The 25,645-nt window shown below is 54.8% G+C and carries 16 protein-coding genes, 1 tRNA gene and 2 riboswitches; of the genes, 7 read left to right on the top strand and 10 right to left on the bottom strand.

Going from position 1 to position 25,645, the window contains the following annotated elements:
- A partial coding sequence (locus C162_RS36295) for a choice-of-anchor A family protein (protein ID WP_156949768.1) occupies window positions 1–2,326 on the bottom strand: 2,326 nt, incomplete at its 3' end.
- Between the two features lie 81 nt (window positions 2,327–2,407).
- A riboswitch (cyclic di-GMP riboswitch) is annotated at window positions 2,408–2,500 on the bottom strand.
- A 751-nt stretch (window positions 2,501–3,251) separates the two neighbouring features.
- Here C162_RS36295 and C162_RS32925 point away from each other — a divergent pair.
- Window positions 3,252–3,632, top strand: a complete 381-nt coding sequence (locus C162_RS32925) for a hypothetical protein (RefSeq protein WP_051494113.1) — start codon at window positions 3,252–3,254, stop codon at window positions 3,630–3,632.
- A 362-nt stretch (window positions 3,633–3,994) separates the two neighbouring features.
- Here the strand turns inward: C162_RS32925 and C162_RS32920 are convergent, their stop codons facing one another.
- The 4 genes from C162_RS32920 to C162_RS32905 all read right to left on the bottom strand — a co-directional run bounded on the left by C162_RS32920 (window position 3,995) and on the right by C162_RS32905 (window position 5,894).
- Complete coding sequence (locus tag C162_RS32920; protein ID WP_036702135.1) at window positions 3,995–4,417, bottom strand: ASCH domain-containing protein; 423 nt, start codon at window positions 4,415–4,417, stop codon at window positions 3,995–3,997.
- A gap of 182 nt (window positions 4,418–4,599) precedes the next feature.
- Window positions 4,600–4,671, bottom strand: a tRNA-Thr gene (locus C162_RS32915).
- A gap of 87 nt (window positions 4,672–4,758) precedes the next feature.
- On the bottom strand, window positions 4,759–5,538 hold the full coding sequence (locus C162_RS32910; RefSeq protein WP_036702134.1) for a sugar phosphate isomerase/epimerase family protein: 780 nt from the start codon (window positions 5,536–5,538) through the stop codon (window positions 4,759–4,761).
- Between the two features lie 47 nt (window positions 5,539–5,585).
- On the bottom strand, window positions 5,586–5,894 hold the full coding sequence (locus tag C162_RS32905) for an MTH1187 family thiamine-binding protein (RefSeq protein ID WP_036702132.1): 309 nt from the start codon (window positions 5,892–5,894) through the stop codon (window positions 5,586–5,588).
- Between the two features lie 341 nt (window positions 5,895–6,235).
- Window positions 6,236–6,468, top strand: a riboswitch (cobalamin riboswitch).
- A 344-nt stretch (window positions 6,469–6,812) separates the two neighbouring features.
- On the opposite strand from C162_RS32905, the gene C162_RS32900 reads away from it, so the two are divergent.
- The gene (locus tag C162_RS32900; protein ID WP_036702130.1) at window positions 6,813–8,798 is read left to right on the top strand and encodes an anaerobic ribonucleoside triphosphate reductase; all 1,986 of its coding nucleotides are present in this window, start codon (window positions 6,813–6,815) and stop codon (window positions 8,796–8,798) included.
- The gene (gene nrdG, locus C162_RS32895; protein ID WP_036702129.1) at window positions 8,795–9,322 is read left to right on the top strand and encodes an anaerobic ribonucleoside-triphosphate reductase activating protein; all 528 of its coding nucleotides are present in this window, start codon (window positions 8,795–8,797) and stop codon (window positions 9,320–9,322) included. The genes C162_RS32900 and nrdG overlap by 4 nt, the downstream gene beginning before the upstream one ends.
- Before the next feature lie 93 nt (window positions 9,323–9,415).
- On the opposite strand, the gene ssuE is transcribed toward nrdG, so the two are convergent.
- On the bottom strand, window positions 9,416–9,985 hold the full coding sequence (gene ssuE / locus C162_RS32890; protein ID WP_036702127.1) for an NADPH-dependent FMN reductase: 570 nt from the start codon (window positions 9,983–9,985) through the stop codon (window positions 9,416–9,418).
- A gap of 407 nt (window positions 9,986–10,392) precedes the next feature.
- On the opposite strand from ssuE, the gene serS reads away from it, so the two are divergent.
- The 4 genes from serS to C162_RS32870 all read left to right on the top strand — a co-directional run bounded on the left by serS (window position 10,393) and on the right by C162_RS32870 (window position 20,056).
- A complete protein-coding gene (gene serS, locus C162_RS32885; protein WP_036702126.1) occupies window positions 10,393–11,673 on the top strand; it encodes a serine--tRNA ligase in 1,281 nt (426 codons plus the stop codon).
- 653 nt (window positions 11,674–12,326) lie between these two features.
- On the top strand, window positions 12,327–17,456 hold the full coding sequence (locus tag C162_RS32880; protein ID WP_051494112.1) for an S-layer homology domain-containing protein: 5,130 nt from the start codon (window positions 12,327–12,329) through the stop codon (window positions 17,454–17,456).
- Between the two features lie 417 nt (window positions 17,457–17,873).
- Window positions 17,874–18,779, top strand: coding sequence for an ArsR/SmtB family transcription factor (locus C162_RS32875; RefSeq protein ID WP_036702123.1), 906 nt, complete (start codon window positions 17,874–17,876; stop codon window positions 18,777–18,779).
- Between the two features lie 5 nt (window positions 18,780–18,784).
- A complete protein-coding gene (locus C162_RS32870) occupies window positions 18,785–20,056 on the top strand; it encodes an MFS transporter (protein ID WP_036702122.1) in 1,272 nt (423 codons plus the stop codon).
- A 413-nt stretch (window positions 20,057–20,469) separates the two neighbouring features.
- On the opposite strand, the gene C162_RS32860 is transcribed toward C162_RS32870, so the two are convergent.
- From C162_RS32860 to C162_RS32845, 4 genes are all read right to left on the bottom strand, one after another.
- Entirely contained in the window at window positions 20,470–21,105 is a 636-nt protein-coding gene (locus tag C162_RS32860; RefSeq protein ID WP_036702155.1) for a histidine phosphatase family protein, read from the bottom strand.
- A gap of 38 nt (window positions 21,106–21,143) precedes the next feature.
- On the bottom strand, window positions 21,144–21,947 hold the full coding sequence (locus tag C162_RS32855) for an aminoglycoside N(3)-acetyltransferase (protein WP_036702119.1): 804 nt from the start codon (window positions 21,945–21,947) through the stop codon (window positions 21,144–21,146).
- Between the two features lie 208 nt (window positions 21,948–22,155).
- On the bottom strand, window positions 22,156–23,739 hold the full coding sequence (locus tag C162_RS32850) for a response regulator (protein ID WP_036702117.1): 1,584 nt from the start codon (window positions 23,737–23,739) through the stop codon (window positions 22,156–22,158).
- A complete protein-coding gene (locus C162_RS32845; RefSeq protein WP_036702115.1) occupies window positions 23,736–25,634 on the bottom strand; it encodes a cache domain-containing sensor histidine kinase in 1,899 nt (632 codons plus the stop codon). The genes C162_RS32850 and C162_RS32845 overlap by 4 nt, the downstream gene beginning before the upstream one ends.
- Between the last annotated feature and the right edge of the window lie 11 nt (window positions 25,635–25,645).

Here is a 25,645-nt window from a genome sequence, read left to right as displayed (position 1 = left end):
TCGGCGTCGGTGTCGGCGTTGGTTCTACCGTCGGTGTTGGTGTCGGCGTCGGTGTCGGCGTTGGTTCTACCGTCGGTGTTGGTGTCGGTGTTGGTTCCACCGTCGGTGTTGGTGTCGGCGTCGGCGTTGGTTCTACCGTCGGTGTTGGTGTCGGTGTCGGCGTTGGCGTCGGCGTTGGTTCTACCGTCGGTGTTGGTGTCGGCGTCGGTGTCGGCGTTGGTTCTACCGTCGGTGTTGGTGTCGGTGTTGGTTCCACCGTCGGTGTTGGTGTCGGCGTCGGCGTTGGTTCTACCGTCGGTGTTGGTTCTACCGTCGGCGTTGGCGTCGGCGTTGGTTCTACCGTCGGTGTTGGTGTCGGCGTCGGCGTCGGCGTTGGTTCTACCGTCGGTGTTGGTGTCGGCGTCGGCGTTGGTTCTACCGTCGGTGTTGGTGTCGGTGTCGGCGTTGGTTCTACCGTCGGTGTTGGTGTCGGCGTTGGCGTCGGCGTTGGTTCTACCGTCGGTGTTGGTGTCGGTGTCGGCGTTGGTTCTACCGTCGGTGTTGGTGTCGGCGTTGGCGTCGGTGTCGGTGTCGGCGTTGGTGTCGGCTCTACCGTCGGCGTTGGTGTCGGCACTGCTGTCGGCGTTGGTGTCGGTTCTACCGTTGGTGTTGGTGTCGGCACTGCTGTCGGTGTTGGTGTCGGCTCAACTGTCGGCGTTGGTGTCGGCTCTACCGTCGGCGTTGGTGTCGGCACTTCTGTCGGCGTTGGTGTCGGTACCACTGTTGGCGTTGGTGTCGGTACCGCTGTTGGCGTTGGTGTTGGCACCGCTGTTGGCGTTGGTGTCGGTACTGCCGTTGGTGTTGGTGTTGGCACCGCTGTTGGCGTTGGTGTTGGCACCGCTGTTGGCGTTGGTGTCGGTACCGCTGTTGGCGTTGGTGTTGGCTCTGCCGTTGGCGTTGGTGTTGGCACCGCTGTTGGCGTTGGTGTTGGCACCGCTGTTGGCGTTGGTGTTGGCACCGCTGTTGGCGTTGGTGTTGGCTTCACTGTCGGTGTTGGCGTTGGCTTCACGGTTGGTGTTGGCGTTGGCTTCACGGTTGGTGTTGGCGTTGGCTTCACGGTTGGTGTTGGCGTCGGCTTCACTGTCGGTGTTGGCGTCGGCTTCACAGTCGGCGTTGGCGTCGGCTTCACGGTTGGTGTCGGCTTTGGAGTTGGAGTGCACACAGGTGTAGGTGACGGTTTTATGGTCGGTGTAGGCTTCACTGTCGGTGTTGGCGTTACCGTTGGTGTAGGCTTCACAGTCGGTGTCGGCGTTACCGTCGGTGTTGGTTTTACTGTCGGTGTTGGTGTTACCGTCGGTGTTGGCGTTACCGTCGGTGTTGGCTTCACAGTCGGTGTCGGCGTTACCGTCGGTGTAGGCTTCACAGTTGGTGTCGGTGATGGACTAGGGGTCGGCGTTGCGGTCGGCGTCGGACTCGGCGGCGGCCCCTCTCCCTCGTACATCCCAAGGTGCATCTCAACCCCGCCGCGAAAAGATTTTGCAATCAGGGTCCCGTAAAGCTCTGCTCCGGCATAATGAACATCCGCTCTAGGTGCGAGGATCGTCCCGTAGAATGAGGTATAAGCGATATTCACCTCAGAGGCTTCGTAAAAGTTGAACAATACTTGACTGGCTCTGCCGTCCTTCATTGAAAAGCTCGGCACATTGACTGTAGGCCCGCTTATATTAATAATCAGCGTAGCGTTCTGGGCAATGTTGAACTGAATATAATTCGTACTCGCCAGTGTCGCGGCATCCAGATGAACCACATTGAAGCGATCTGGTGCATTTATCGTAAGCTGTCCATAATGATTATTGCCAATCTCATTCGTGTCGGCCAAGGCCCCATACTCTGTGGAACGCGAGATTAGAAACTCCCGCTCGGCTGCAAAATCAATCGGGCTGGCATTTTTCTTCCCGCCTCTAATGTTGACACCAGGCTCATTGGCTGTAAAGCTATCCCCAAATACCACATTTCCATAGATCTCTCCACTGCCTGAATGTACAAAATTCTTACCGGCCACAAGTACATCCGTCGGCGCAGCACCACTGTATGCTCTTGCTACTCCGTAACCTCCGGAGAGGGTAATGTTCCCTGCCGCTGCCAGGCGGCCCTCAATCTGATCATTGCTCTGTGCAAAATCCCCGAGGATAAAAGCATTAAAATTCCCTGCGACTCCTAAAACCGGTGTTGGCGTATACGGCACCCCTGAAGCTGCTCTAACATCCGTCCCCCACGTAAAAGCACTGGATAAGGTCAATAGGCCAGCCATAATGATGGCGGCTGTTTTACGCACTCTTTTTTTCAATAGTCCACACCTCCTAGTTACTATTCTATGAATCTGTCACGCAACTATAACAACAAAAAGACCGCCACGAAGGGTTAGCTTCACGGCGGCCGGACGACCCTAGCCTCAACTTTAGAGACAGTAGATTCCTGACTTTGCGTCCCGTTCTTTCGATACGGTTTGCGTTTGTACATGATTTCGGTATGAAATTGAGATTTGCTTATGTAAATTCGTTGTTGAGTCTATGACATTTGTTACTTTTGTACTATTTTAGTTTATCCGCTCCCCCACCCTGTTGTCAATCCATTCCCAGTATATTTTTTGAAATTATTTTTTGCGAAGGTTCCTCTTTGATCCCTTGTACCATAAGGGTTAAGAGACGAGTCTCTTTTTTATCTATTGACGAAAAAAGTCGAGAAATCAGAGAATTGGCTGTAGCCGTTTATCCCGCTTTTCTATAATTATATCAATTTATATTATTAAAATTTGATGCATTTGTCCTATTTTTATCACCCGAAGCCCATCTCCCCTCCCATTTCGCTTCTGTTCAATGTAATCCCCCCTATTTATGGGAATCTTAGCCCCGAAAAAAAGTGCCGCCCATAAGGACGACACCTGCTAATAGAATTCATATATTTTGAATAAAATGTCGCCTAGGCGGACCCAAACAGCTGAATCCAGCCAATCATTGATACCCAGAGCGGAACACTTAGAATGATCCCGAATACTAAACCACGGCGGAGACTTCCTTCATGACTCATTGCCATTCTCCTTTGAGCTGATTTATTTTTCAATCTTTAATATTTCAATTTTAATATAAAATAATTCATTTGATTTTATTGTGAAAAATGTCACATTATTTGAGTTAATTTATAAAACCCATTGATTATTTTTTGAAGGATGAGTTACAATGCGAATATACGTTCTCTTTGAGGGGTTGAGAGGGATGCATAGAGCAGAGAGCCAGGATAACCTGCTGGTCAAATCCTATATTTTGCTGCCGCTTATTCTATCCGCCTTCGAGCGCGATGCTTCTGCTATATCCTCAGAGCTTCGCACGCCTGCGCCTTATCTGGAGGTCATCCAGAGGGCAGTCCATGCCGTTTCTGCCGATCTGCGGGAGGTCCGTGCCGGGATGCGCGCCCGTGGTCTGAGGGTCTATGAACAGAATCGGCTGGAGGCGGGTGTTGAAGCCAAATTCGTCTGCAGGGGTTATCACGAGCGGATGCTGCTGCTGGATGACGTGATTGCCGCCCAGGCCACTCTGCATATGCACAGGTATCTGGGTATGGAGAAGACGGCGCAGGGCGGCCCGAAGCAAGGATAACAAAGAAGCCTGCCGCAAGCGGAAGACTTCTGCATTAAATGATCACCCGGATGCAATTACATTAACAACGTCCAATACCCCAACGTGCCGCATATAACCACCACAGCTACCGGGTACAAGATTCTACGGCTGACCTGATCCCTGAACGCAAGAAACAAACAAAGCATACAAAGCCATGCAATTAGAAGGCTTCCCATCTATTATGCATACGCCCCTTCCCGGCATTCCTGCCCCTCTCCAGCGGTAGACCGCCTCAGAGCACAACTATCCTTATATATAGGAAGATTTCCCGCCGAATATCCCAATTATACCAGCCGGCAGCCAATCCGGAGCAATTTTTCTTCAAAATATCGTCAGGAAATTCACAATTCCTCTTCCAGCACAGGATATTCCCAGAACCCCAGACGTCCCTTGGCAGGTATGGGATGTACCAGCGGAACAACCTCCTCCAGCTTCCAGGCATACCTTCCTTCGGCATAATTGCCGAATACATATTCATTTCCACCCGGCCAGCCTTGCTGCGCAAGCTCCGGTGTCATTTCACAGCAATCCGCAATGCGGCTGACTGCAATGATCTTGCCGGTTGGCAGATTGTCCGCAGTGTAGCCGTGACGTGCAAGCAACGACTGGAACGGCTCCGTCCGGCAGATCGCTTTATTTACCTGCATCCCGGCATGAATAGCTAACTCCCCCCGGTGGGCGGTCCGCCACGTCCGGGTTTCGATTTGTTTTTCTCCCAGCGCAATTAACGTGGCCCACGGCTGGCGAATGGTCAGGCATTTCATAGTTGTAGCTCGCCTCCTCTGTTGAATACCTTTTACTCAGAATTACTAAGGCCATCTATGAAAAAAATAATTAGCTGCGTACGAGCATAATGTATGCTGTTTTTCGCATACATTCGGCCGTGCGCCATTAAAAAACGCGGTCCCCTGAACCGGAAGGCCGCGTTAAGCTTAATTCATAAGAATGCTGGTGAAGGGAATTGAACCCCCGGCCTACGCATTACGAGTGCGTTGCTCTACCCCTGAGCTACACCAGCTTACAGACTCTGAAGTCTGCCAAACAAAAAACATTATAACTCTTCCAGCGGAAAACGCAACCCCTTTTTCCTCTGGCGGCTGTGTCCTCAGCCGTGCATCAGCCCCAGCCCGCGGAAATAATCCAGCGCGAGCTTAGCGCTTGCAAGGGAGGATACCTCATAGGCCTCTTGCTCCACAATATAATAGAGAATTCCACTCTGCTCCGCGATCTCGAAGACGCTCTGGAAATCCACCTCTCCTTTTCCGAGATCGGTCTCCTCCTGGTTGGCTCCGAAATCCTTAATGTGGACCAGCGGAACACGTCCGGCGTACCTTGAAACATATTGAGCCGGGTTGGCTCCGCCTCTGTGTACCCAGCCCAGATCGAACTCTGCCAGCATCTGCTCCGCAGGAATCCGCTCCAGCCAGATATCGATGACCGCCTTGCCGTCAACCTCTGCGAATTCATAATCATGGTTGTGATAACCGTACTGCATCCCTGCCGCCCGGACCATCGCGGAAGCCTTCTCCAGGAATGGAATGATTCTTGTTACATCCTCTATGGAAGGGTTCTGCGGAAGCGGTGCCGATGGGGTGATCATATATTGCAGTCCGAGCTCTACACCATATTCAATCTCTTTGGCTAATGCCTGTTCCATCTTATCCAGACTGCTGAAGTCCAGACCTACATGCGCCGAAGGGGCAGCCAGGCCAAGTTCATCCAGCTTACGGCGCAGTTCCCCTGCAGATACACCGAAATAACCGGCGAATTCCACTGCCTGGTATCCCATCTCTGCCACCTTGCCCAGTGTACCGAGGAAATCGCGTTCCGTCTGGTCACGCAGTGTATACATTTGAATTCCGATCTGCTGTGCTGCTTCTGTCATGAAGAATCCGCTCCTTATCGGTTAATTCTGATTAGATACTATAGTGGTTACTCTCCCTGAAGCTTACGCTCCACGGATTCCAGCTTGCTGCGGCTGGTGGAGGTCTTGTCGCGCCGGTCGTCGATCTTGAGCGAGGTGGAGACTCTCTGCGCCCCGGCGGTGAACGGCGACTCATGCAGCGCTTCTACCGCAGCCAGAATCCGCGCTACCGGTCCCTCAATAATTGTACCCATAGAAGTTAGCTCATAGGTAATGCCCTCCACCGTCTCCAGCACGCGCTGCATCTCGGCCACATAGCTGCTGAGGCTGGTGCTGCCTGTCCCAATCGGAATAACGGTCACTTCGCCAATTGCCATTGTGATCTCCCTCCTAATTATCTGTTGTTCCTGCCTCTTACTTATCCTCTTATTGTAACGCTTCGCCAAGCTTGCCACAAATCACCTGCCACCCCTCTCTATTCTATTAATATCCGTCAAAATAATTACCAGGATTAGACGCACTCTATTTATGGATTCTTTGTGGCGTATTTTCGGAGATTTTATGAAACATTCACGGCAGATTCGGAGGAAAGTTGTGGATTACCTGTGGACTAACTGTGGATCAGCTGTGAGTAAAAGCGCCGAACCCGCTCCCCGTGCGGGATTGCAAAAAAACATTTACAAACACAATATATTGCGGTAGCTTTAATAGATCACAACAAAATATAGTAGAAACGGGTGTTTCACCCCTTGTAATAGAGGTGCGACTTAATAGGGAAGCGCGGTGCAAAACCGCTGCGGTCCCGCCACTGTAACCGGATGCTCCCAGGGCGCGATGCCCCCAGGGCCGCATTCTCCGGCTAATTGCCACTAAGGGGCTGAATAAGCCCCCCGGGAAGGCGCCGGAGGAGTTGCCGGAAGCCAGGAGACCTGCCTGTTTCGGTGGCACCGCTTAGACTCCTGCGAGGAACAGGGGAGGTGTCCGTATGCGGCCTGCCATAGCAGAGTTAGCCTTCCGTCAATCGGGCCATAGGCTGCCGATACCTGAGGACGATCGGGGATTATCTTCAGGTATCGGCTCTGCGGAATATACAAGAACGGGCGTAAGCTATTTGCCCCGTGTCTGCTCGTATGTTCCACCCAGACCACAGGCAAATTTCCGCTTACCGGATCTTTGCATCATGCATTCGGGCATTTCCGGCCTTCCCGGCCGGGGGTGCTTTTTTACTGATGTCCTGACCATTCTATCTATATTACATATTACGCTTACAATACCCGAGAGGAGAGAGTTATATAATGACGCTGCTGGAGAAACGTTATAACGAAGGACAAGCTGCACAGGAGGATCTTTTGGAAGAGGTCATTCATCTGGGACGGGATATTATCGACAGCCGGGATCTGGATCTGCTGCGCGAGAACGCCAACCTGAACGGGGAGAGCTTCTCCGGCAAAATGAGCAAGTTCGGCAGTGAATACTCCAAATGGTATGCACGCAATTTCACCATGCCGCCACAGCTGGTACAGGCTACCCTGGATAATGTCGTCTATGTACATGACCTTGATCAATACGCCATTGGAACCACGAACTGCATCTTCATTCCGTTCGAACGGCTTCTCCGTGAAGGCTTCAACACCGGCAACGGCAGTGTACGGCCTCCTAACTCGATTATGACGGCGATGTCGCTGGTGGCGATTATTTTCCAGTCACAGCAGAATGCGCAGTACGGCGGCGTATCCGCCAATAAGCTGGATTATGACCTGGCCCCTTATGTTACCAAATCCTTCTCCAAGCTCTTCCGCAAAGGTCTGGAGTATTTCGAGGAGAATGCAGAGGGTTCTGCACTTGGGGAGATTACGATGAGCCGCAGCGATCTGGCTGAGCAGTATCCGCGCGCCTTCCGTTTTGCCCTGAAGGAGACGCAGAGCGAGACCCTGCAGGCCGCAGAGAGTATGGTACATAACCTGAATACGATGTCCAGCCGCTCCGGCGGCCAGATTCCTTTTACCAGCATCAACTACGGCACCTGCACCTCACCAGAGGGCCAGCTTGTGATCAGCTCGTTGCTAACGGCTACGATGAACGGACTGGGCAGCGGGGAGACACCGGTGTTCCCGATTCAGATTTTCAAATGCAAGCAAGGCATCAACCAGCAACCGGGTGATCCTAACTACGAGCTGTTCCTGAAGGCAGCCGAGTGCTCGGCGCGCAGATTATATCCGAACTTCGCCAATCTGGACGCTCCGCTGAACATGCAGTATTATGATCCGGCTGACCCGGATACCGAGTTCGCTACGATGGGCTGCCGGACCCGTGTACTCAGCGACCGCTTCGGACGCAACCACTGCTCCGGCAAAGGCAACCTGTCCTTCAACACGCTCAACCTGGTGCGTCTTGGACTGGCCCACGGCACGATAACCGGCCGCCGCCTCGCTGCTGACGAAGCAGGATTCTTCGACGACCTCAATCACTATATGGATATTGCACTGGACGGCCTGTTGCACCGCTTCCGTATCCAGGCTTCCCAGAAGGCCAAAGCCTCCGATTTCATGATGCGTGAAGGCGTCTGGGAAGGCGGCGAGCAGCTTGCCCCCGATGACAGCGTAGGCGAACTGCTGAAGCACGGCAGTCTGTCGCTGGGCTTCATTGGAATGGCTGAATGCATGAAAGCCATGTACGGCAAGCACCACGGCGAAGATATGGAGATTCACGCCAAGGCTGTTGCTATCGTCCGCCATATGCGTGAATATTGCGACCGCAAGAGCGAGGAGCTTAACCTCAATATCACCTTGTTTGCAACGCCAGCCGAAGGTCTCTCCGGCAAGTTCACCAAGATCGACCGCAAAGTACTCGGCTCTATCCCTGGGGTAACGGACCGTGAATACTATACGAACTCGTTCCACATTCCGGTCTATTATGAACTAAGCGCAGCTAAGAAGATCAGCCTGGAAGCTCCGTTCCATGAACATTGCAACGCCGGAGCGATCTCCTATGTCGAGCTGAACGGCAATGCCCGGAGCAACCCGTCAGCCTTCGTCAAAATCATCAAATACGCGCTGGAGCAGGACATCAGCTACTTCAGCATTAATCATCCGATTGACCGCTGCTCCGGCTGCGGCTATGAAGGGGTTATCGGCACGAATTGCCCGACCTGCAATGCCCATGAGGATACCACCCATATCCGCCGTCTGCGCCGGGTTACCGGGTATCTGACCGGTGACTACCAGACCCGCTTCAATGCTGCCAAGCAAGCCGAAGTCCGGGACCGTGTTAAGCATCTATGAACATCTGCGGATATTACCCGGAGTCGATCAATGAAGGGGAAGGCCTGCGGGCCGTCCTCTTCTTCAGCGGCTGCCGCCACCGCTGCCCGGGCTGCTTCAACCCAAAGACCTGGAACTTTAATTACGGGGAGGTCTTTACCCCGGAGCGGCGGCGGGAGATTATAGAGGAAATTGCAGGCAATCCGCTGCTGGACGGCTTGACGCTTGCGGGAGGGGACCCTTTTTTCTCGGCTGAGGAGGCTGCAGACTTCATTCACGAGCTGCGCGCGGAGCTGCCGGACTTCCCAATCTGGATCTATACCGGCTATACGTACGAGGAGCTTACGGCTTCACCGGGCTCTGCGGAATGGAATCTGCTGGCCTTGTGCCAGGTCGTGATCGACGGACGGTTCGTCGAAGAGCTCAAAGACCTTACCCTCTCCTACCGGGGAAGCAGCAACCAGCGGATCATTGATATTCCGGCGAGTCTGGCGGGAGATAGGGTCGTACTGTGGGAGCCGGAGCTGAGCTTTCAAGGGGTATGAAATCCCCATACAAAAAGGCACTACACTCCCGCATTCGGGTAGTGTAGTGCCTTTTGATTGTACCGGGCGGCAAATGGAGCCGGCAGCCTAACGTTATTCTACGGCTGCTGATTGCCCTGCCTTGCGCCCCACCTTATGCTCCGTCTCTTCCGCCAGCTCTTCCAGCACGCTGTCCAGGCGAAGCTTCAGCTCCTCAGCCAGCTCAACTACGCCCTGGTCGTTACGCACTGCCTGGGAGTCTACGGCGTAGACGCCGCCAAGAATGTAGCGGGCGCCAAGTACGGACAGTACCGGCTTCAGCGCATAGTCAATCGCCAGCAGATGCGCGAGACTTCCGCCCATGAAGAGCGGCAGGACGATTTTGCCGGCCAGCCCTTTTTGCGGCACCAGATCCAGGAAGGTCTTCAGCACTCCCGTGTAAGAAGCCTTATATACCGGACTGACGACGATTACCGCATCGGCTTCCGCCACGATCCCATTCGCCTTGACGATGGCTTCACTCTCGAACTTGGTGTGAATCAGATCCTCCGCCGGAAGCTCAGCGACATTGATCCGCTCCACTTCATACCCGCGTTCACGCAGGGCACTCTCTGCATACTCAATCACGGCATTAATCCGTGAGACCAGAGAGGGTGTTCCGTTAATTACGACTATTTTGGCCATTTCCGCACCTCTTCCGTCCGCAAGATAGGATGGGCCGGGCTGCTTCGCCGGGCGCCAATACTTTAAATTAGTAATAATCCTAGCAGAGTACAAGGAATATTGTCAAACCCCTCTTATGCTTGCAAACCGCTGCCGCTCTGGTTATAATAAACGGCAAACCTATACCCCCACCAGGCCAACGACCGGCATCCAACCGCGAGGCGTCTGCGACCGGAGCAGCTTCCTGTTCCCTAAGTTTACCGGGTTTCGCCCGTTACCGCGAAGACCAAAGAGGGCCTGATTCCGCGCTGCATAGCTGCTATACGTGAATGAGGTCAACCTGGGTGGCACCGCGAGCTGACGCTCCTCGTCCCATGGATGAGGGCGTTTTTTGCGTTTTTTTACCCACACTTAAGGAGCGGATGCAGATGTTGGATATGAATTGGATCAGGGAGAATGAGGACATTGTACGGAAGACGGCCGAGTGGAAAAGATTGAAGTTCCCCCTGGAGGAACTTCTGCAGTGGGATGACCGGCGGCGGCTGGCCCGCCGGGAGACCGAGCAGCGCCGGGCGGAGCGCAACGCGCTGACCAAGGAGGTCGAGCGCCTGCTGCGCGGGGGCGACCATGAAGGCGCCGAGCAAGTGAAGGCGCAGGTGCGGGGGACCCTCAGCGAGTTGGCGCGGCTGGAGGCGGAGCTTCTGGATGCGGAGCAGCGCTGCAGCGAGCTGATGCTCCTCGCGCCGAATCCTGTATCGGCGGATACGCCGATCGGACCGGATGACAGCGCGAATGTGGAGCTGCGGCGGCATGGCGCGCCGCCGGTCTTCGGGTTCCGCGCGCGGGACCATGTCGAGCTCGGAGAGCTGCACGACATTATGGACCTTCCGCGCGGCGTCAAGGCCGGAGGGCCCCGCAGCTATGTGCTGAAGGGGGCCGGACTCCTGCTGCACCTGGCCGTGCAGCGGCTGGCGCTGGATGTACTGATGCAGCGCGGCTTCAGCGTCATGGATGTGCCCGTGATCGTCCGCCCGGAGGCGCTGGAGCGGACCGGGTTCTTCCCCGGCGGCCGGGAACAGACCTACGAACTGACTGGCGAGAAGCGCTGGCTGGCCGGGACCTCGGAAGTGTCGCTGGTCTCGCTGTACAGCGATGAGATTCTGGAGCTGGAGCAGCCGCTGCGCCTGGCCGGGATGTCGGCCTGCTTCCGCCGCGAGGTGGGTTCGGCCGGCCGCGATGTGCGCGGGCTGTACCGGGTCCACCAGTTCTCGAAAATCGAGCAGGTGGTCATGTGTAAGAACGATCCGGCAGAATCGGAGCAGATGCTCCAGGAGATTCTCGGCAATGCCGAGCATATTCTTCAGCTGCTGGAGCTGCCTTACCGGGTAGTCGCCGTCTGTAGCGGAGACATGGCGATGAAGACCCACAAGCAGTATGACATTGAGACCTGGATGCCGGGCAGAGAAGCTTACGGGGAGACCCACTCGGCTTCCAATCTGCTCGACTTCCAGGCCCGCCGCTCGGGCATCCGCTACCGTGATGAAGACGGGCGGCTGCAATACTGCCATACCCTGAACAACACAGCGGTGGCCACGCCGCGCATCCTGATCCCGCTGCTGGAGAACCACCAGCAGGAGGATGGTTCGATCTATATCCCACAGGCACTGCGGCCTTATATGGGTGGGACGGAGCGGATTGAAGCTAGGTAAAGCAACCTAACCTTATCCATTGGCTACCTATCCGCCCACTTCTGGGGGTACCCGGCGAATTCAGGGGCATTAGTGCTCCTTCTATCGCTCCTTTGACCCACATCCTGCAAAATCAGGGGCAGTACTGCCCCTGATTTTGCTCTTTCTGCTTACATTGGGTACATTCAGGGGCACTAATGCCCCTTTTCTTCACCTCGGAGTTCAATCGGCCCATGCACCTTCCCGCCAACGCATTGTAATCAGTTTTTCGACTACATCCAACCCACGCACCCTCCGACAGCACATTGTAATCGGTTTTTTGCCTACATTCGCCCGCGCACCATCCGTTTGTGGTGGATAATGTGTGCATAGAAGAGTTGAGGGGAAGTGGATTGATGATCATAGTTTCTTTAACAGCAAAAACAACAATAACCGGCGCTTCCCTCACTTAGTAGGGGACCGCCGTTTTTTAGCATATAAATAACATATAGTTTACATGTTTTTCAGAAAACATAACTAATTCCCCATGAAATATATTAAACTTTTATTTATTTCATCATTTCCAACCATGATTTTATGCAAGTTTAACAAATATTGACGAAAAATTGCGCTAGATTCATATTATCTCTATTATAATAGAGTACGAATGATATTTTATGGGGAGGTATACTCACATGAAACTTTCTTCACAATGCAGGAAGCCGCTCAGTCTATTCCTGGCGGCAGCATTGCTATTAACCGGGATCTTCCCGGGAATGTCCACAGGCTCAGGGACGGCCTCGGCAGAGCCGATTATAGCAGCCGATATGGTTGCGGCCACTGCGGCCACCCAAGCTCCCCCCGTTACTGCATCCCCTGTCTCAGGCACTAAGATCGGTACAGGGTCAAAGATTACTTTAAACACCTCTGTAACGGCAAGCGTGTACTACAGCGTCTACGCCAACAAGAGTACTACAGCAGAAGTGGCAGACCAGTTGTATACTGCCCCAATCACCGTTCACTCCGATATTACCTCGCTTAAGATTACAGCTTATGCCTCATTACCCGATTCTGAGAAAGGTCCCACATCCACTTTTGAATACAGCGTCTCTCCTGCACTGGCAGGTCTGAAGATTAACCAGATTCAAGGCGCAGGACATATCTCACCTTACTTGGACGCAACGGTCGTTGACGTCAAAGGAATTGTTACCTACATCAAGGATGCGGACAGCTTCTATATCCAGTCTGCGGCCGCTGATATGGATAACGATATCAAGACCTCGGAAGCCATTCAAATCTATCAGAAGGGAAAAAGCATTGCCGTTAAACCAGGCGATGCTGTCACGGTAGACGGCGTTGTCAAAGAATTCGGCCGCTCGGGACAGTTACCCACCACTCAGATTACAGCCAGCCAGACAACGGTTGTCAGCAGCGGCAATCCGCTTCCGGCCCCAACCCTGCTGGGCACCGGCGGACGCCTCATCCCAACGGCTGTAATCGACGATGACGGCCTGAACCCGGCTAAGTTCGAGCCCGCCACCGATGCCATCGACTTCTATGAGAGCCTGGAAGGCATGCGTCTGGAGCTTGCCAAGCCGACCACCGTGGGCCCTGCAGTCTACTATGCTTCCAGCAGTACTTTTGAAATCCCAGTGGTGACCGTCAACGGTACAGGCAACACGACTGAAGTGACTTCCCCTGCCGGTGGACTGGTATTGACGGGTGCCGACTTTAACCCGCAGCGCCTGATTCTCTCGGTGAAGACCGCTCCGGTACTCACTACAGGCCAACAATTCTTGGGCAATGTCACCGGTATTCTGACCTATGATTACGGCAAATTCCTGATTTCTACGGAAACAGACGGCCTGCCGGATGTCTCCCCAAGCAAGCTGAAGAGAGAAGTGACCTCGCTCTCCCCGGGAGATGCGGATAAGCTGAACATCGCTTCTTTTAACATTGAGAACTTCTCCCAGCACAATGATCCTGCCAAAATCACCAATGTCGCCAAAGATATTGTACTCAATCTCAAAACACCGGACATCGTTGGCCTGACAGAAGTACAGGATAACGATGGAACCGGCAAAAGCGGAACGGATGCCAGCGAGAACTACAAAGCGCTGATTGCTGCCATTGCTGCCATTGACGGCGGTGCATCTAACTATGGTTACACGGATATCGCACCGCAGAACAACCAGGATGGCGGCGTTCCGGACGGCAATATCCGCTCCGGCTTCCTATACAATATGAACCGCGTCACTCTGAAGCCGGGCACACCCGGTACAGCTACAGACGCTGTAAGCTATGCCGCCGGCTCTGGCCTAAGCCTGAATCCGGGCCGCATTGATCCGGGCAATGAGGCCTTCAAGGAGTCGCGCAAGCCGCTGGCTGCCGAGTTCCTTTTCGGGGGCAAAGAAATCATCGTAATTGCTAATCACTTCAACTCCAAGAGCAGCGACAACTATCTGTTCGGTTCCGTTCAGCCTCCGGTCTTCTCGACTGAAGTTCAGCGGGCCAAGATCGCCAAGGTAGTAGGCAGCTTCGCTGAGGATGTGCTTCAGAAGAATCCTGAGGCCAATCTTGTCGTGCTCGGCGATCTGAATGACTTCCAGTTCTCAGACACGCTTAATATCCTCAAGGGCAGTGCGCTTACGAATCTTGTAAGTACCCTGCCGCTGAATGAACGGTATTCCTACAACTTCCAGGGCAACTCCCAGACGCTGGATCATATCCTCGTCAATAACCGGCTGGCTTCTGCCAGCAAGCTTGATATCGTGCATATTAATGCCGATTTTGCAGATCCGGGAGATTATCCGAAGGGCACTGTATCGGATGCCGACGGCATCCGGATCAGTGACCATGATCCGCTGCTCGCACAGATTGATTTCGGCGGGGCAGATTTCAATCTGCGGGTCCTGCATACGAACGATACCCATAGCCATCTGGAGAATATCACCAAGCGGACCTCCGCCATCAGCAGCGAACGGACAGGCAATACGGTACTGCTGGATGCGGGTGACGTCTTCTCCGGAACCCTGTATTTCAACCAGTTCAAGGGTCAGGCAGACATCAAGTTCATGAATAATATCGGCTATGATGCGATGACCTTCGGCAATCATGAGTTTGACATGAACAAGGAGAATCCGGAAATCCTGCGGAATTTCGTGACGGCGGCCAAGTTCCCTTTTGCCAGCTCCAACATTGATTTCACTACCAAGAATAGTGAGCTTGCTGATCTCTATCAAGAGATGACTGGTATTCTTAAGACGGATGAGTCCAAAAGTACTGCCAAAGACGGTCACATCTATCCTTCCGTCATCAAGGACGTATATGGAGAGAAGATCGGAATCTTCGGCTTGACGACTGAGGATACTGTAGGCCTCGCGTCTCCTGGTGATAAGATTATTTTCAAGGATCATGTAGAAAGTGCAAAGCGGACCGTCCAGGCGCTTGAAGCCCAGGGCATCAACAAGATTATTGCCGTCACCCATCTGGGGTACACTGTGGATCAGGAGCTGGCCAAGGCCGTTCCGGGGATCGACATTATTGTCGGCGGACATTCCCATACGAAGATCGATAACCCGCCAGCCCCTGTGGTGATTGCAGGTACGGACAAGAAGGTCCTGATTGTGCAGACTGGTGAATACAGCCAGTTCCTGGGTGAGCTTGACGTTACCTTCGATAAGGATGGCGAGGTCAAGGCTTATCAGGGCAAATTGCTGGATGTCAATCTGTTCGGTGAAGATGCTGCTGCCAAAAAAATTCTTGCCCCGTACGATGCCGAACTGGCAACGGTTCGAAGCCAGGTTGTAGGCTACTCGGACGTTGACCTTTACACCAACCGCGACATTGACGGGAAATCCGTACGCGTGGTGCGTAAGGAAGAGACGCCAATCGGCAATATGATTGCTGACAGTATTGCGGAGAAAGTAACCGAGCTAATGCCTAACTTCGTATCCAAGGAGGACCAAAGTACGATCAAAGGCATCGTCGCCATCCAGAACGGCGGAGGCATTCGTGCAGCGATTGACAAGGGCGATATTACGATGGGTGAGGTGTTGACCACACTCCCATTCAATAACAGTCTGGCAGCCCTGAAGGTTACCGGCGCAGAGATCATCTCCTCCCTGGAGAACGCAGTCAGCGGGCTGGAGTCCGATCAGGGACGTTTCGCCCATGTCTCGGGGATGAAATACACGTATGACTCTACCAAGAAGCCGGAGATTATCGATTCATTAACCGGCAAGGTCACGCAAGCGGGAGAACGCATAATCTCCGTTGAAATCAAACAGGCGAACGGGTCTTATCTGCCGATTGATCCGGCAGGCTATTATATTCTGTCTACGAATTCCTTCATGGCAGGCGGCGGGGACTTCTACCGTGCACTGGCCTCAGCCAAGGCGGACGGACGTTATTACGAGCTGGGTCTTCCTGACTTCGAAGTTCTGCTGGCCTATCTGAAGAAGCACCTCCAGGTGACTTCCAGCGTTGAAGGACGGATCACCGATCTGAAGGGCGCCGTTCCAAACCCAAGTCCGACTACAACACCAGCACCAACCACCAATCCGGGCGGATCTAATCCGGGTGGAACCGGGGGAGTGACTCCTACAGCAACGCCATCGGCCACCCCTGCTCCAAGCACGGGAGCAGCGCCGCAGGTTACCACGTTTACTGCAGCGGATCTCACCGCTCAGTTTGCAGCCTTGCCCGCCGGTACTAATGAGCTGAAGCTCCCGCTCACGGCTTCAGCAGGCGGCGCGCAGGCTGTGCTGCCAGGCAGTGTGCTGGTGCAGCAGGCGGCGGCACAACCCGACACAGTGTTGACCTTCATCTCTACCGGCGGTGCTTCCTACTCCCTGCCGCTGAGTCTAATTAACGGAACGGCTCTGGCCGCACGGCTTGGCACCAGTGATTTCACAATTACTGTCTCATTGCTTCAGGCAGATACCGCTATACTGGACAGCCTGAACAAGGCCATCGCCGCGCAGGCAGGTACGATCACTGTTGCTGCGCCCGTCATTGAATTCAGCATCAGTGCCCAGGCAGGTACCACCAGCGTTCCGCTGAACACCTTCGGCAGCACTTATGTGAAGCGGACAATCACGGCCACTGGTGCAGTTGATGCTAAGGGTGCGACTGGTGTCGCCTTTGACCCGGCCAAAGGTAAGCTATCCTTCGTGCCTTCGGTCTTTGGTAGTCCGGCAGACGGACATACGGAAGTAACGATTAAGCGCAACAGCAACAGCTATTATACTGTGGTGAAGTCGTCCAAGACCTTCGGTGACACTACCGGGCACTGGGCACAATCCGCCATTGAACTGCTGGCCTCGAAGCTGGTGATTACCGGCACCAGCCCCGCCGCTTTCTCGCCTGCACAGTCCATAACACGGGCAGAGTTCGCAGCGTTGATTACCCGTTCCCTGGGCCTTGCCCCGGCTGCTCCGGGAACCCCCTTCAAGGATATTAGCGCAGGCTCCTGGTACACAGAAGCTGTACAGACAGCCGCTGCCGCAGGTCTGATTACCGGATACACGGACGGCAGCTTCAAGCCGGGCAGTCCGATTACCCGGCAGGAGATGGCAGCCGTTCTGTCCAAAGCCATGAAATACACCGGCAAGACCCTGACGTCTGATCCGGCTGTACTGGCTAAATTCCGCGATGCCTCAAGCATCCCGGCCTGGTCCAGAGCAGCGGTAGCAGAGATCGCCTCAGCAGGCATCATTCAGGGAACCCCTGATGGTGCGTTCGCTCCGGCGAAGCTGGCTACCCGTGCAGAAGCAGCTACGATGCTGGAGAAGACCTTGAAGTCGCTGCAATTCATTAACTAACACACGCACGCCACAGCGTTATACGAGGTTTAAATCTGTAAAGGCGGTTCCCAAGGCGCATGATGCGCTGCGGGAACCGCCTTTTTTGATAGATAAGAATTTTTATGTTTGGCCCCGCAAAGTACCTGGGTCATCATCGAGGCCGGAGCTCCACTTTACGGGGTTATTTTGTGAAGCATAAGACTACTTCTTTGCGAGAAAGAAACTCCCTCCGAATACTGCGGCAGCCGCTCCATTGCTCTGATAAAAATATCTTGTGCCGCATCCTCCGAAAAAAAAGAATCATTTGCCAAACTAAAAAGGTTCGTTTATTATAAAACTAATATAAGTTCTATGTTTATAGAACAAATTAATTATTCTTCATTATCTATAATTTCTCTTGCCTAACCCTACTACACAAGAAAGCAGGAATTTCTTATGGATTATAAAGTAACTGTAGACTTCGCGCCTATCTATGAATGCATTACCAGCCTGAACGCTTTTATCGGCAAGCAAAATCATACCGCTATGGATGCCGGGACCCCCTGGGTCCGCCAGGTTCAGACACAGTTCGCCCCTGTCATGCTCCAGCGTATGAAGGAAGTGCTGAAGCTCACCGATAATTTCAGTCTCTCCCCCTTCATCTGGAGCTGTCCCGGAGAGCGTACGGCGGAGGAATTCCTGCATTGGTTCGAAGAGCTGTCTCCGGGGGAACTCTACAACATTGCCGGACGGTTCGGACAGAGTGTGCCTGCGAATCTTGCCGGGCTGCGGGATGCGGCGGCTGAAGTGATCCGCGTGTGGAATGACAGCTATTTCAGCAGCATTGATCCGGCCATTATAGAAGGACTGCGGCAGGAGGCCGAAGTACGGGCAGCGATGCTGGACGGCACGAATGATATGGCTCTATATGAGGCAGCTACCGGAGGGATGCGGCTCTATCCGTCGGAGACGCTGAAGCAGGTTATTATCACTCCGCAGTATCATGCCCGTCCGCTGGTCATCTCTTCTCAATATGATGAATTTGTGTTCACCAGCTACTCCTGCGATGCGCTCCCTCCGGGAGAAGGACGTCCTGCTGCCGCTCTCCTGCGGCTCACCCGGGCATTGTCGGATGAGACCCGGCTGTTCATTCTCCGGCAGCTTACCGGACGGCAGATGAATTTCACGGAGATTGTGAAGGCGGTCCAGCTGTCCAAAAGCACGATTCACTACCACCTGATCGCGCTGCGCGCAGCAGGTCTGGTCATCGTTCACACCAGCGGCAAAAGTGTCTCCTACAGCCTGCGGCTGGAGGCGCTGGACGATCTGCCCGGGCAAATTGAGGATTATCTGAAGGGGTGAGCAGGTTGCAGAAACGGAGCTATTACGGATTGTTATCCACGGTTTCACTCAGCGCGTTCGGCGATGCCTTTGGGCTGCTGGCTATGGAGTGGCTGGTCTATGACCTGACTGGCTCCAAGGTAGCCATGGGGGCGCTTGCGCTCAGCTCCATGATTCCCGAGCTAGTGCTGCGCCTGCTCGGCTCGCCGCTGTCCGACCGGCTGCCCCGCGCAGCGTTCATGGCCTGCCTCGCCGTGCTGCGGCTGCTGGCGCTCCTGCTTCCGCTCGGCATGGGACTCGCCGGCCATCTCCAGCTCTGGCAGCTGTTCGCTGCCGCCAGTCTTAGCGGTGCCTGCTCCGCGCTGTTCCTGCCGACGGCCATGGCCGTCATCCCCGAAATCGCCGGGACCGGCAAGCTGATGCGCGCCTTCGCGATCATTGACGGCTGCAAGGGCGCTGCCGTGCTGCTCGGCCCGGCGCTTGCCGGCATCCTGACCGCAGCCAGCGGTGCCTTGCCGGCGCTCGGGGTCAACGCCGTCTGTTATATGGCTGCGATTGCCATGCTGCTGTGGCTGCCCCGGATGGGCAAGCCGGCCGGAACGCCTGCCGCTGCCATCTCCATATCCGGCTATCTGCGGGAGGTGGCCGAAGGCTTCTCGTTCTACCGGCGGTTCCCCGCTATGCTGACGATCATGATGATGGCTGCCGTAAGCAATCTTAGCTCCACAGCTATATGGACGATGATGGTCCCTTATGTCCGTGAGGTGCTGCACCGCGATGCAGCGGCTGTAGGCACACTGTCCACAGTGTCTGCGCTTGGCTACCTCGCCGGGCTCGGGGTCATCTCCATCATGGGCGAGATTAAGCAGCGGCGCGCTGTCATGCTGGGCAGCCTGGGCTTGTCGGGCATCGTCACCATGCTGTGGGGCTTCATCCCCAGCTATGCCTTCGCCCTATTCGCCGTATTCGCCGCCGGGCTGATGGGGCCCTTCTTCAGCTCCTTAAGCTCCTCTCTGCACGGGCGGCTCGTGCCCGGTCCGCTTCAGGGCCGGGTGAATTCGGTCCGCTTCCTGATTGGCGGGAGCCTGTCGCCGATTGGCGCCTTGGCCGCCGGTACGGTCGCCGAGCTGTACGGGGTTCCAGTGCTTTTGCTTGCCGCAGGCCTGCTTCCGGTGCTGTACGCCGGAGTAGCCCTACGCCTGCCTGGATTGAAGATGCTGGACGGCGACTTGTCTGTGCTGGAGCAGCGGGACCGCCAACGCCAGGAGGCTGCGCTGACGGGCAATGTCTCTATGTAGATGGACCTCAAGGAGCTGGCAGTGTTGTATTTCGCGCAGGATCTCCGCCCACACCGCTCCTATCGAGCCACTGTGTTGCACTTTATGCAGGATTTTTCTAATTTTGATACTGGTTACAGCACATTGTTGCAACTTTTGCAGGATTTCGGGCGATTCGGGGCTAGCGGGAGCTGGATTGTTGCCTTTCGTGCAGGATCTTCGCCCAGGTTGCTCCTATCGAGCCACAGTGTTGCACTTTATGCAGAATCTTTGCGCAAGCCGCTCCTATCCAGACGCAGTGTTGCACAATGATCAGGATCTCCCCGCACGCCGTAATCTGTCCCACGCCGCCCCATGCCAAACAGGCGATGCCACATGCGCATCGCCTGTTTATCGTAACTGCACCTGCTGTGCTGCTATCCGCTAACTGCTGCTCAGGACTCCAGCTCGCCCTGAACGGTCACATAGTGACTGGTATCCCCGTGCAGCACAATCTCCGGCACGCCGTTTGTAATATCAATTCTGCATAGGCAGGTAGGGTGGATGTAGGGCAGATCCCACAGCTTCTCCATGGCCCGGCCTTCAAAATAAGCCATCAGCACCTTCACTACTACCGTATGGGTGGCAATGAGGATCGTGCCGCCTTCATGCAGGTCTATCAACTCACGCAGCTTGCCGAGCGCACGCTCCTGCACGGCGGCGAAGGTCTCGCCGCCCTGGATACTGAACAGCGCCGGATCACCCCAGAACAGCTGGTGCTGCTCCGGGTACTGCTCCTCCAGCTCACCGGCCTCCCGGCCTTCCCAGATGCCGAGGTTAATCTCTCTGAATTCATCATAGGCGGTAAGCGGAATCTCCCGCTCCCCCCGGATAATCTCTGCCGTCCGCAGCGCCCGGGGGCTGGAGCTGGCATAAACCGCGTCCAGATGGACATCCTGCAGGCTCTTGCCCAGCCATTCCGCCTGCTGGACGCCCAGCGGCGTAAGCGGCGAATCCTGATGACCCTGCATCCGCTTCTGCACATTCCATTCCGTCTGCCCGTGTCTTGTAATATACACTGTAGTAGTCATGAATTCCGATTCCCCTTTACCCAAGTATGTATCGATAATTACCTGCGGCAGCGCTCCAGCCACTTCACCCCATAATCGACTATCTCCCGCTGCGGGACCAGCTGCGCCGCAGATGCTGCAATGAAGTCCTTGGCAATCCGCCCGGTCTCCTTGTCAAAGTCCGCGCCAAGCTGAGCGAAATCATCCGAATTCCAGTTGTAATCACTGAACTCCACCCATTGCCGGGCACCGTCCACCAGCATCGGAGCGCCTGCGATCACTTCCTGCTTCCCGGCATAATCCGCCCGGTACTCCGCCAGATGCAGCGAGGTGTTGTTCCCATGGTCCACGCCCAGCAGCAGCACGCTTCCACCTAGCTCATAGATCCGGGCCAGCGGCGACCGCTCTCCGAAGGCATATTCCAGGCCATGGCCGTCAATAATGACATCCCGGTGCTTCCCCCAGGCGGCAAAAGAATCAATCGGATGACTGCTGCGCCGCACCCCCCGCTGCTTGCGGAAGCAGTCCGGGATAATCCCCATGCCGCGAATCGGCGTGAGGTCCGGGTCGTACGCCGGCATATGCTCGCGGATGCCCGGCCACCAGGCCTCCGGCACCGGCGGTCTGCTCCAGCCGGACGGATCGGTCAGATCCGAGGATTGCGTCGGCATCACCAGTGTTCCTTCCCCGCCCAGCACCTGCTCCAGCGCGAGGATCACGGCAACGGGTCCGCCTGCCACCCACTGCCCGAGTGACTTGAAGGAGGAATGCATCAGCAGCGTCATTCCCTCCTGCACACCCAGCCGCCGGAAATCGGCGGCAAGTCTATCTGTCGTAATCAGTGTTCCTTGGATCTCTTCCATACAAATACCTCCAGACCTTCCATCCATCCTATCATAGATCACAAGTGGAAACGACTTTGCCGTCCTTTTAAGGACGGTATCGTTTCAGCGAGAAATAGAAGGATAATTTATCATGTGAAACATATGAATTCTTATATTTGAACCGCAAGTCTTCTTGTCACCCGGACCTAATGCTATATCTGCCATCGTTCTTGTATCTACTCTAGCCCTAAGACTCCTTATCCTCAGCCTGGCCGGGATAACGCCCCATCAGCAGCTTCGCCCGGTACTCCCCGGGAGAGATGCCCTCCAGTTCCTTGAATACCCGTGCGAACTGCTTACTGTTCTCGAAACCGACGGACTCGGAGACGGAAGCCAGCTTGACCCGGTTATCGGCCAGCAGCTCTTTGGCGTGGCGGATGCGGACTTTTTTGAGATACAGCACGAAGCTCTCCCCGGTGTAGGCCTTGAATGCCTCACTGAAATAAGAATAGTTGAGGGACACATAATTACTGACCATCGCCATGTTCAGCGGGCGGGCATAGTTCGCTTCGATATAAGCCAGCGCTTCCTCCATATCGGCATGCTCGGTGTGGGCGGATTTGATGCCTATAATATAATCGTTAACGCTCAGGAGCAGATGCTCAAGCGCACGGTAATAGTCGTGGAAATGGCGGAAATTATGCAGGTTGCCCACTTGGCGGTAGAGCTTCAGCACCTCCACCGAAGCTTCTCCATGGGTACGGAACACCTCATCCAGTACACGTTCATTCATACTCCGCCCAACATTCTCCAGGTAACTCAGATCCAGCCTCAGCAGATGCTCCGTCTGAAAAACAACACCAAGCAACGCCTTGATCTCCTTCTCCCGCCCGGTGCCCAGCATATTAAGCAGCTTACGCAGCTCCTCCTCGGGGAGCGGGAAGCTCAGCCGCCCAGCCTGAATATCCGTATAGTCCACGAAGCTGGCCTGCGGCGACAGGAAGGTATATTGCAGCGCCCGGCAAGCCTCCAGATAACAGGCGCGGAACTGCTCGGCACTGCGGCTCTCCCTGCTGATTCCGAGCAGCAGCCGCGTTAACTCCTTGGACTCGGCCTTCCTCGCCAGCTCCAGGAAGTTCTCCCCCTCTCCGACAAGCACCAGCTTCCCGTCCCCGTCCGTCAGGATCTCCGTGAATTTGTGCTCCAGCGGTCCGCCCAGCTGCTCCAGCAGCCCCTGCACCTCTCCAGGCTTCATCCGTGTACCGTCACTGTGATAATAGTTCAGCACCCCTACTGTAAAAGGCAGCGCCAGCCCCGCAAGCTCCTCCTGCTGGGCCGCCGATACCTCGCCCTCCTGCTGCATCAGGAGGCTGCGCAGACGGGCCGCCCGCAGCTCGCGGCGGTAGCCCTCTGCTTCCTGCAGCTGCTTGTGGCTGCTGGATTCCCGCTCCGCCCCTTCCTTGGCTATGCGTTCGAGAATCTCGAACAGCTCCTCGCGGCGGATCGGCTTCAGCAGATAATCCTTAACGCGGTAGCGGATCGCGCTTTTGGCATATTCGAAATCATCATGGCCGCTGAGAATAATCACAGCCGGAGCTCCGCCCGCCCCTGCTTCCGCAGACAGCCGCGCCAGCAGCGTAATCCCGTCCATGATCGGCATCCGGATATCGGTGATAATCACATCCTGCCGCTCCCGCTTATACTGCTCCAGTGCCTCTGCACCGTTTCCCGCCATCGATATATTGTAGACCGACGGATATTCCCGTTCGATCATCACCTTCAGACCTTGACGGATCATTCTCTCATCATCCACAATCATCAGATTTATCATCGCTGATTATCCCCTGTCAATAGAACTTTGGGCAGAGACATGTACACTGCCGTCCACTTCCCTGCTTCGCTCTGCACTTCCAGTCCATAGGCTTCCCCGTAAAAGAGCTGCAGGCGCTGATGCACATTGCGCAGTCCAACGCCTCCCGCCTTATATCCACCGCTGCTAATCCCGGAAGCGTCCGCTCCAAGCTCTTCCTTCGCATAGATCGCCTCATGCAGTTCCACCAGCCGCTCCTGCGTCAGCCCCAGCCCGTTATCGCGCAGGACAATGAAGATATCCCCCTCCGCCTCTGTAAGCTCGATCTTCACAATCCGGTCCGTTAACTCCACGCCGTCTGCATTCCAGGCATGCTTCACGCTGTTCTCCACAATCGGCTGCAATGACATCTTAAGCACCTCCACTTCAAGATAAGCGCTGTCAATATGAAGCTCCAATTGAATGGTGTGTTCGAACCTGATATTCATGACTTCTATATAATTCTCGATGTGGCGAAGCTCGTCTCTCAGCTTCACATATTCCCCGGTCCATTTGAAATTATAACGCATCATTCCGCCAAGCCGGGTCAGTGCATCCGAGATGGTCCGCTGGTTCTCGATTTCGGCCAGCATCTTGATATTCTCCAGCGTATTGTAGAGGAAATGGGCATCGATCTGATTATGCAGGGTCCGCAGCTCTGCCTCCTTGGACAGCGCCTGCTTATAGACCGCCTGGGCAACCAGCGTATTGATTGTATTCATGAGCTTGGAGAAATGATGCGCCAGCTCTCCGACCTCTCCGCCCCCGCTGACCTTAATACTGCCATACGGCTCGCCCCGGCGCACCTTCTTCATCGTCTCTGTCAGGCGGCGGAGATTCTTCAGAATGAATGCATTCAGCACATACGTAATCGCCGTAACCAGGAAAATAAATCCAATATTTACCCCGATAATCAAATTACGGGTCCGCGAAATATCCTTCATGAGGCCTTTCATCGAGACAACAGTGACCAGGGAGGCATCAATCTGCTCCACCGGCGCCTGAATCAGCAGGAACGAGTTCCCGTTCTCCTTGTAATCCATCTCCCATTCCCCGGTCTTGCGGTAGGCGGCCAGCCGTTCCTTGATCGCTGCGCTCAGCCCGGAATCAGTGGTCAGGAAGGAGTTATCGGTGCGCGTGAACAGATTCAGCGCATCATCCACAATGACCATCTGGGATTCGTTATCCTGCACAGAGGTATAAGTCTTGGGCGTGAACTTGCTCAGCAACATATCTACCTGAACCATTCCGATATGATTCCCTGCCGGGATACTGATCTCCCGCAGCACGGATACCTTCGGCTGGCCTTCCCCGGCTCCCCCAGAGAATCGCTGCATCAGATCAATGTCCGTATTTTGAAAGGACCAGAGATTCCGCCTTCCTTCCAGTCTCATGGCCTGCTGGAACCAGGGCTCCATAGAGACCCGGGATTCACGAAAAATAACAGGCCACAGCTCATACACATTCGGACTGGCAGAGAACAGATACAGATGCTCGATATTCGGGTTGTTGAACTGAATCTGGCTGAAATTCAAAAAGGTAGTCGTATTGAAGTCAATCAGCTCACCCAGGGTCGGATCGTCCTCACTGATCAGGTAATCTCTGACACTTTTATCATTATACGCCATCTGCAGAGCCCGCTCCATCGCCTCGATCTGGTTGAGTACATGCATTCTCTCCATTTGCAGCAGATAGCTGTTCTTCTCGATCGAATCCCGCATATAGGTGTTGTTGATTTCCTGATACGAATAGAAGGACACCAGCAGGCTGGGTCCCAGAATAATGAAGATATAGGCCGCAATCAGCCGGCTCTGCAGTGATCTCCGCCCCCACCAGTAGTGGAAGGAGTGCCATAATGCCCCTGTTCTCTCTTTCATGCCCACCTCTT

This window comes from Paenibacillus sp. FSL R7-269, assembly GCF_000517865.1.
Taxonomy (GTDB): domain Bacteria; phylum Bacillota; class Bacilli; order Paenibacillales; family Paenibacillaceae; genus Paenibacillus_AQ.
Note: the sequence above shows the minus strand (reverse complement) of the source record. Positions and strands in the feature narration are given on the sequence as shown.

Coding starts and splice junctions, on each gene's coding strand:
- C162_RS32925 (WP_051494113.1), top strand. CDS start 3,252: ATGCATAGAGCAGAGAGCCAGGATAACCTGCTGGTCAAATCCTATATT.
- C162_RS32920 (WP_036702135.1), bottom strand. CDS start 4,417: ATGAAATGCCTGACCATTCGCCAGCCGTGGGCCACGTTAATTGCGCTG.
- C162_RS32910 (WP_036702134.1), bottom strand. CDS start 5,538: ATGACAGAAGCAGCACAGCAGATCGGAATTCAAATGTATACACTGCGT.
- C162_RS32905 (WP_036702132.1), bottom strand. CDS start 5,894: ATGGCAATTGGCGAAGTGACCGTTATTCCGATTGGGACAGGCAGCACC.
- C162_RS32900 (WP_036702130.1), top strand. CDS start 6,813: ATGACGCTGCTGGAGAAACGTTATAACGAAGGACAAGCTGCACAGGAG.
- nrdG (WP_036702129.1), top strand. CDS start 8,795: ATGAACATCTGCGGATATTACCCGGAGTCGATCAATGAAGGGGAAGGC.
- ssuE (WP_036702127.1), bottom strand. CDS start 9,985: ATGGCCAAAATAGTCGTAATTAACGGAACACCCTCTCTGGTCTCACGG.
- serS (WP_036702126.1), top strand. CDS start 10,393: ATGTTGGATATGAATTGGATCAGGGAGAATGAGGACATTGTACGGAAG.
- C162_RS32880 (WP_051494112.1), top strand. CDS start 12,327: ATGAAACTTTCTTCACAATGCAGGAAGCCGCTCAGTCTATTCCTGGCG.
- C162_RS32875 (WP_036702123.1), top strand. CDS start 17,874: ATGGATTATAAAGTAACTGTAGACTTCGCGCCTATCTATGAATGCATT.
- C162_RS32860 (WP_036702155.1), bottom strand. CDS start 21,105: ATGACTACTACAGTGTATATTACAAGACACGGGCAGACGGAATGGAAT.
- C162_RS32855 (WP_036702119.1), bottom strand. CDS start 21,947: ATGGAAGAGATCCAAGGAACACTGATTACGACAGATAGACTTGCCGCC.
- C162_RS32850 (WP_036702117.1), bottom strand. CDS start 23,739: ATGATAAATCTGATGATTGTGGATGATGAGAGAATGATCCGTCAAGGT.
- C162_RS32845 (WP_036702115.1), bottom strand. CDS start 25,634: ATGAAAGAGAGAACAGGGGCATTATGGCACTCCTTCCACTACTGGTGG.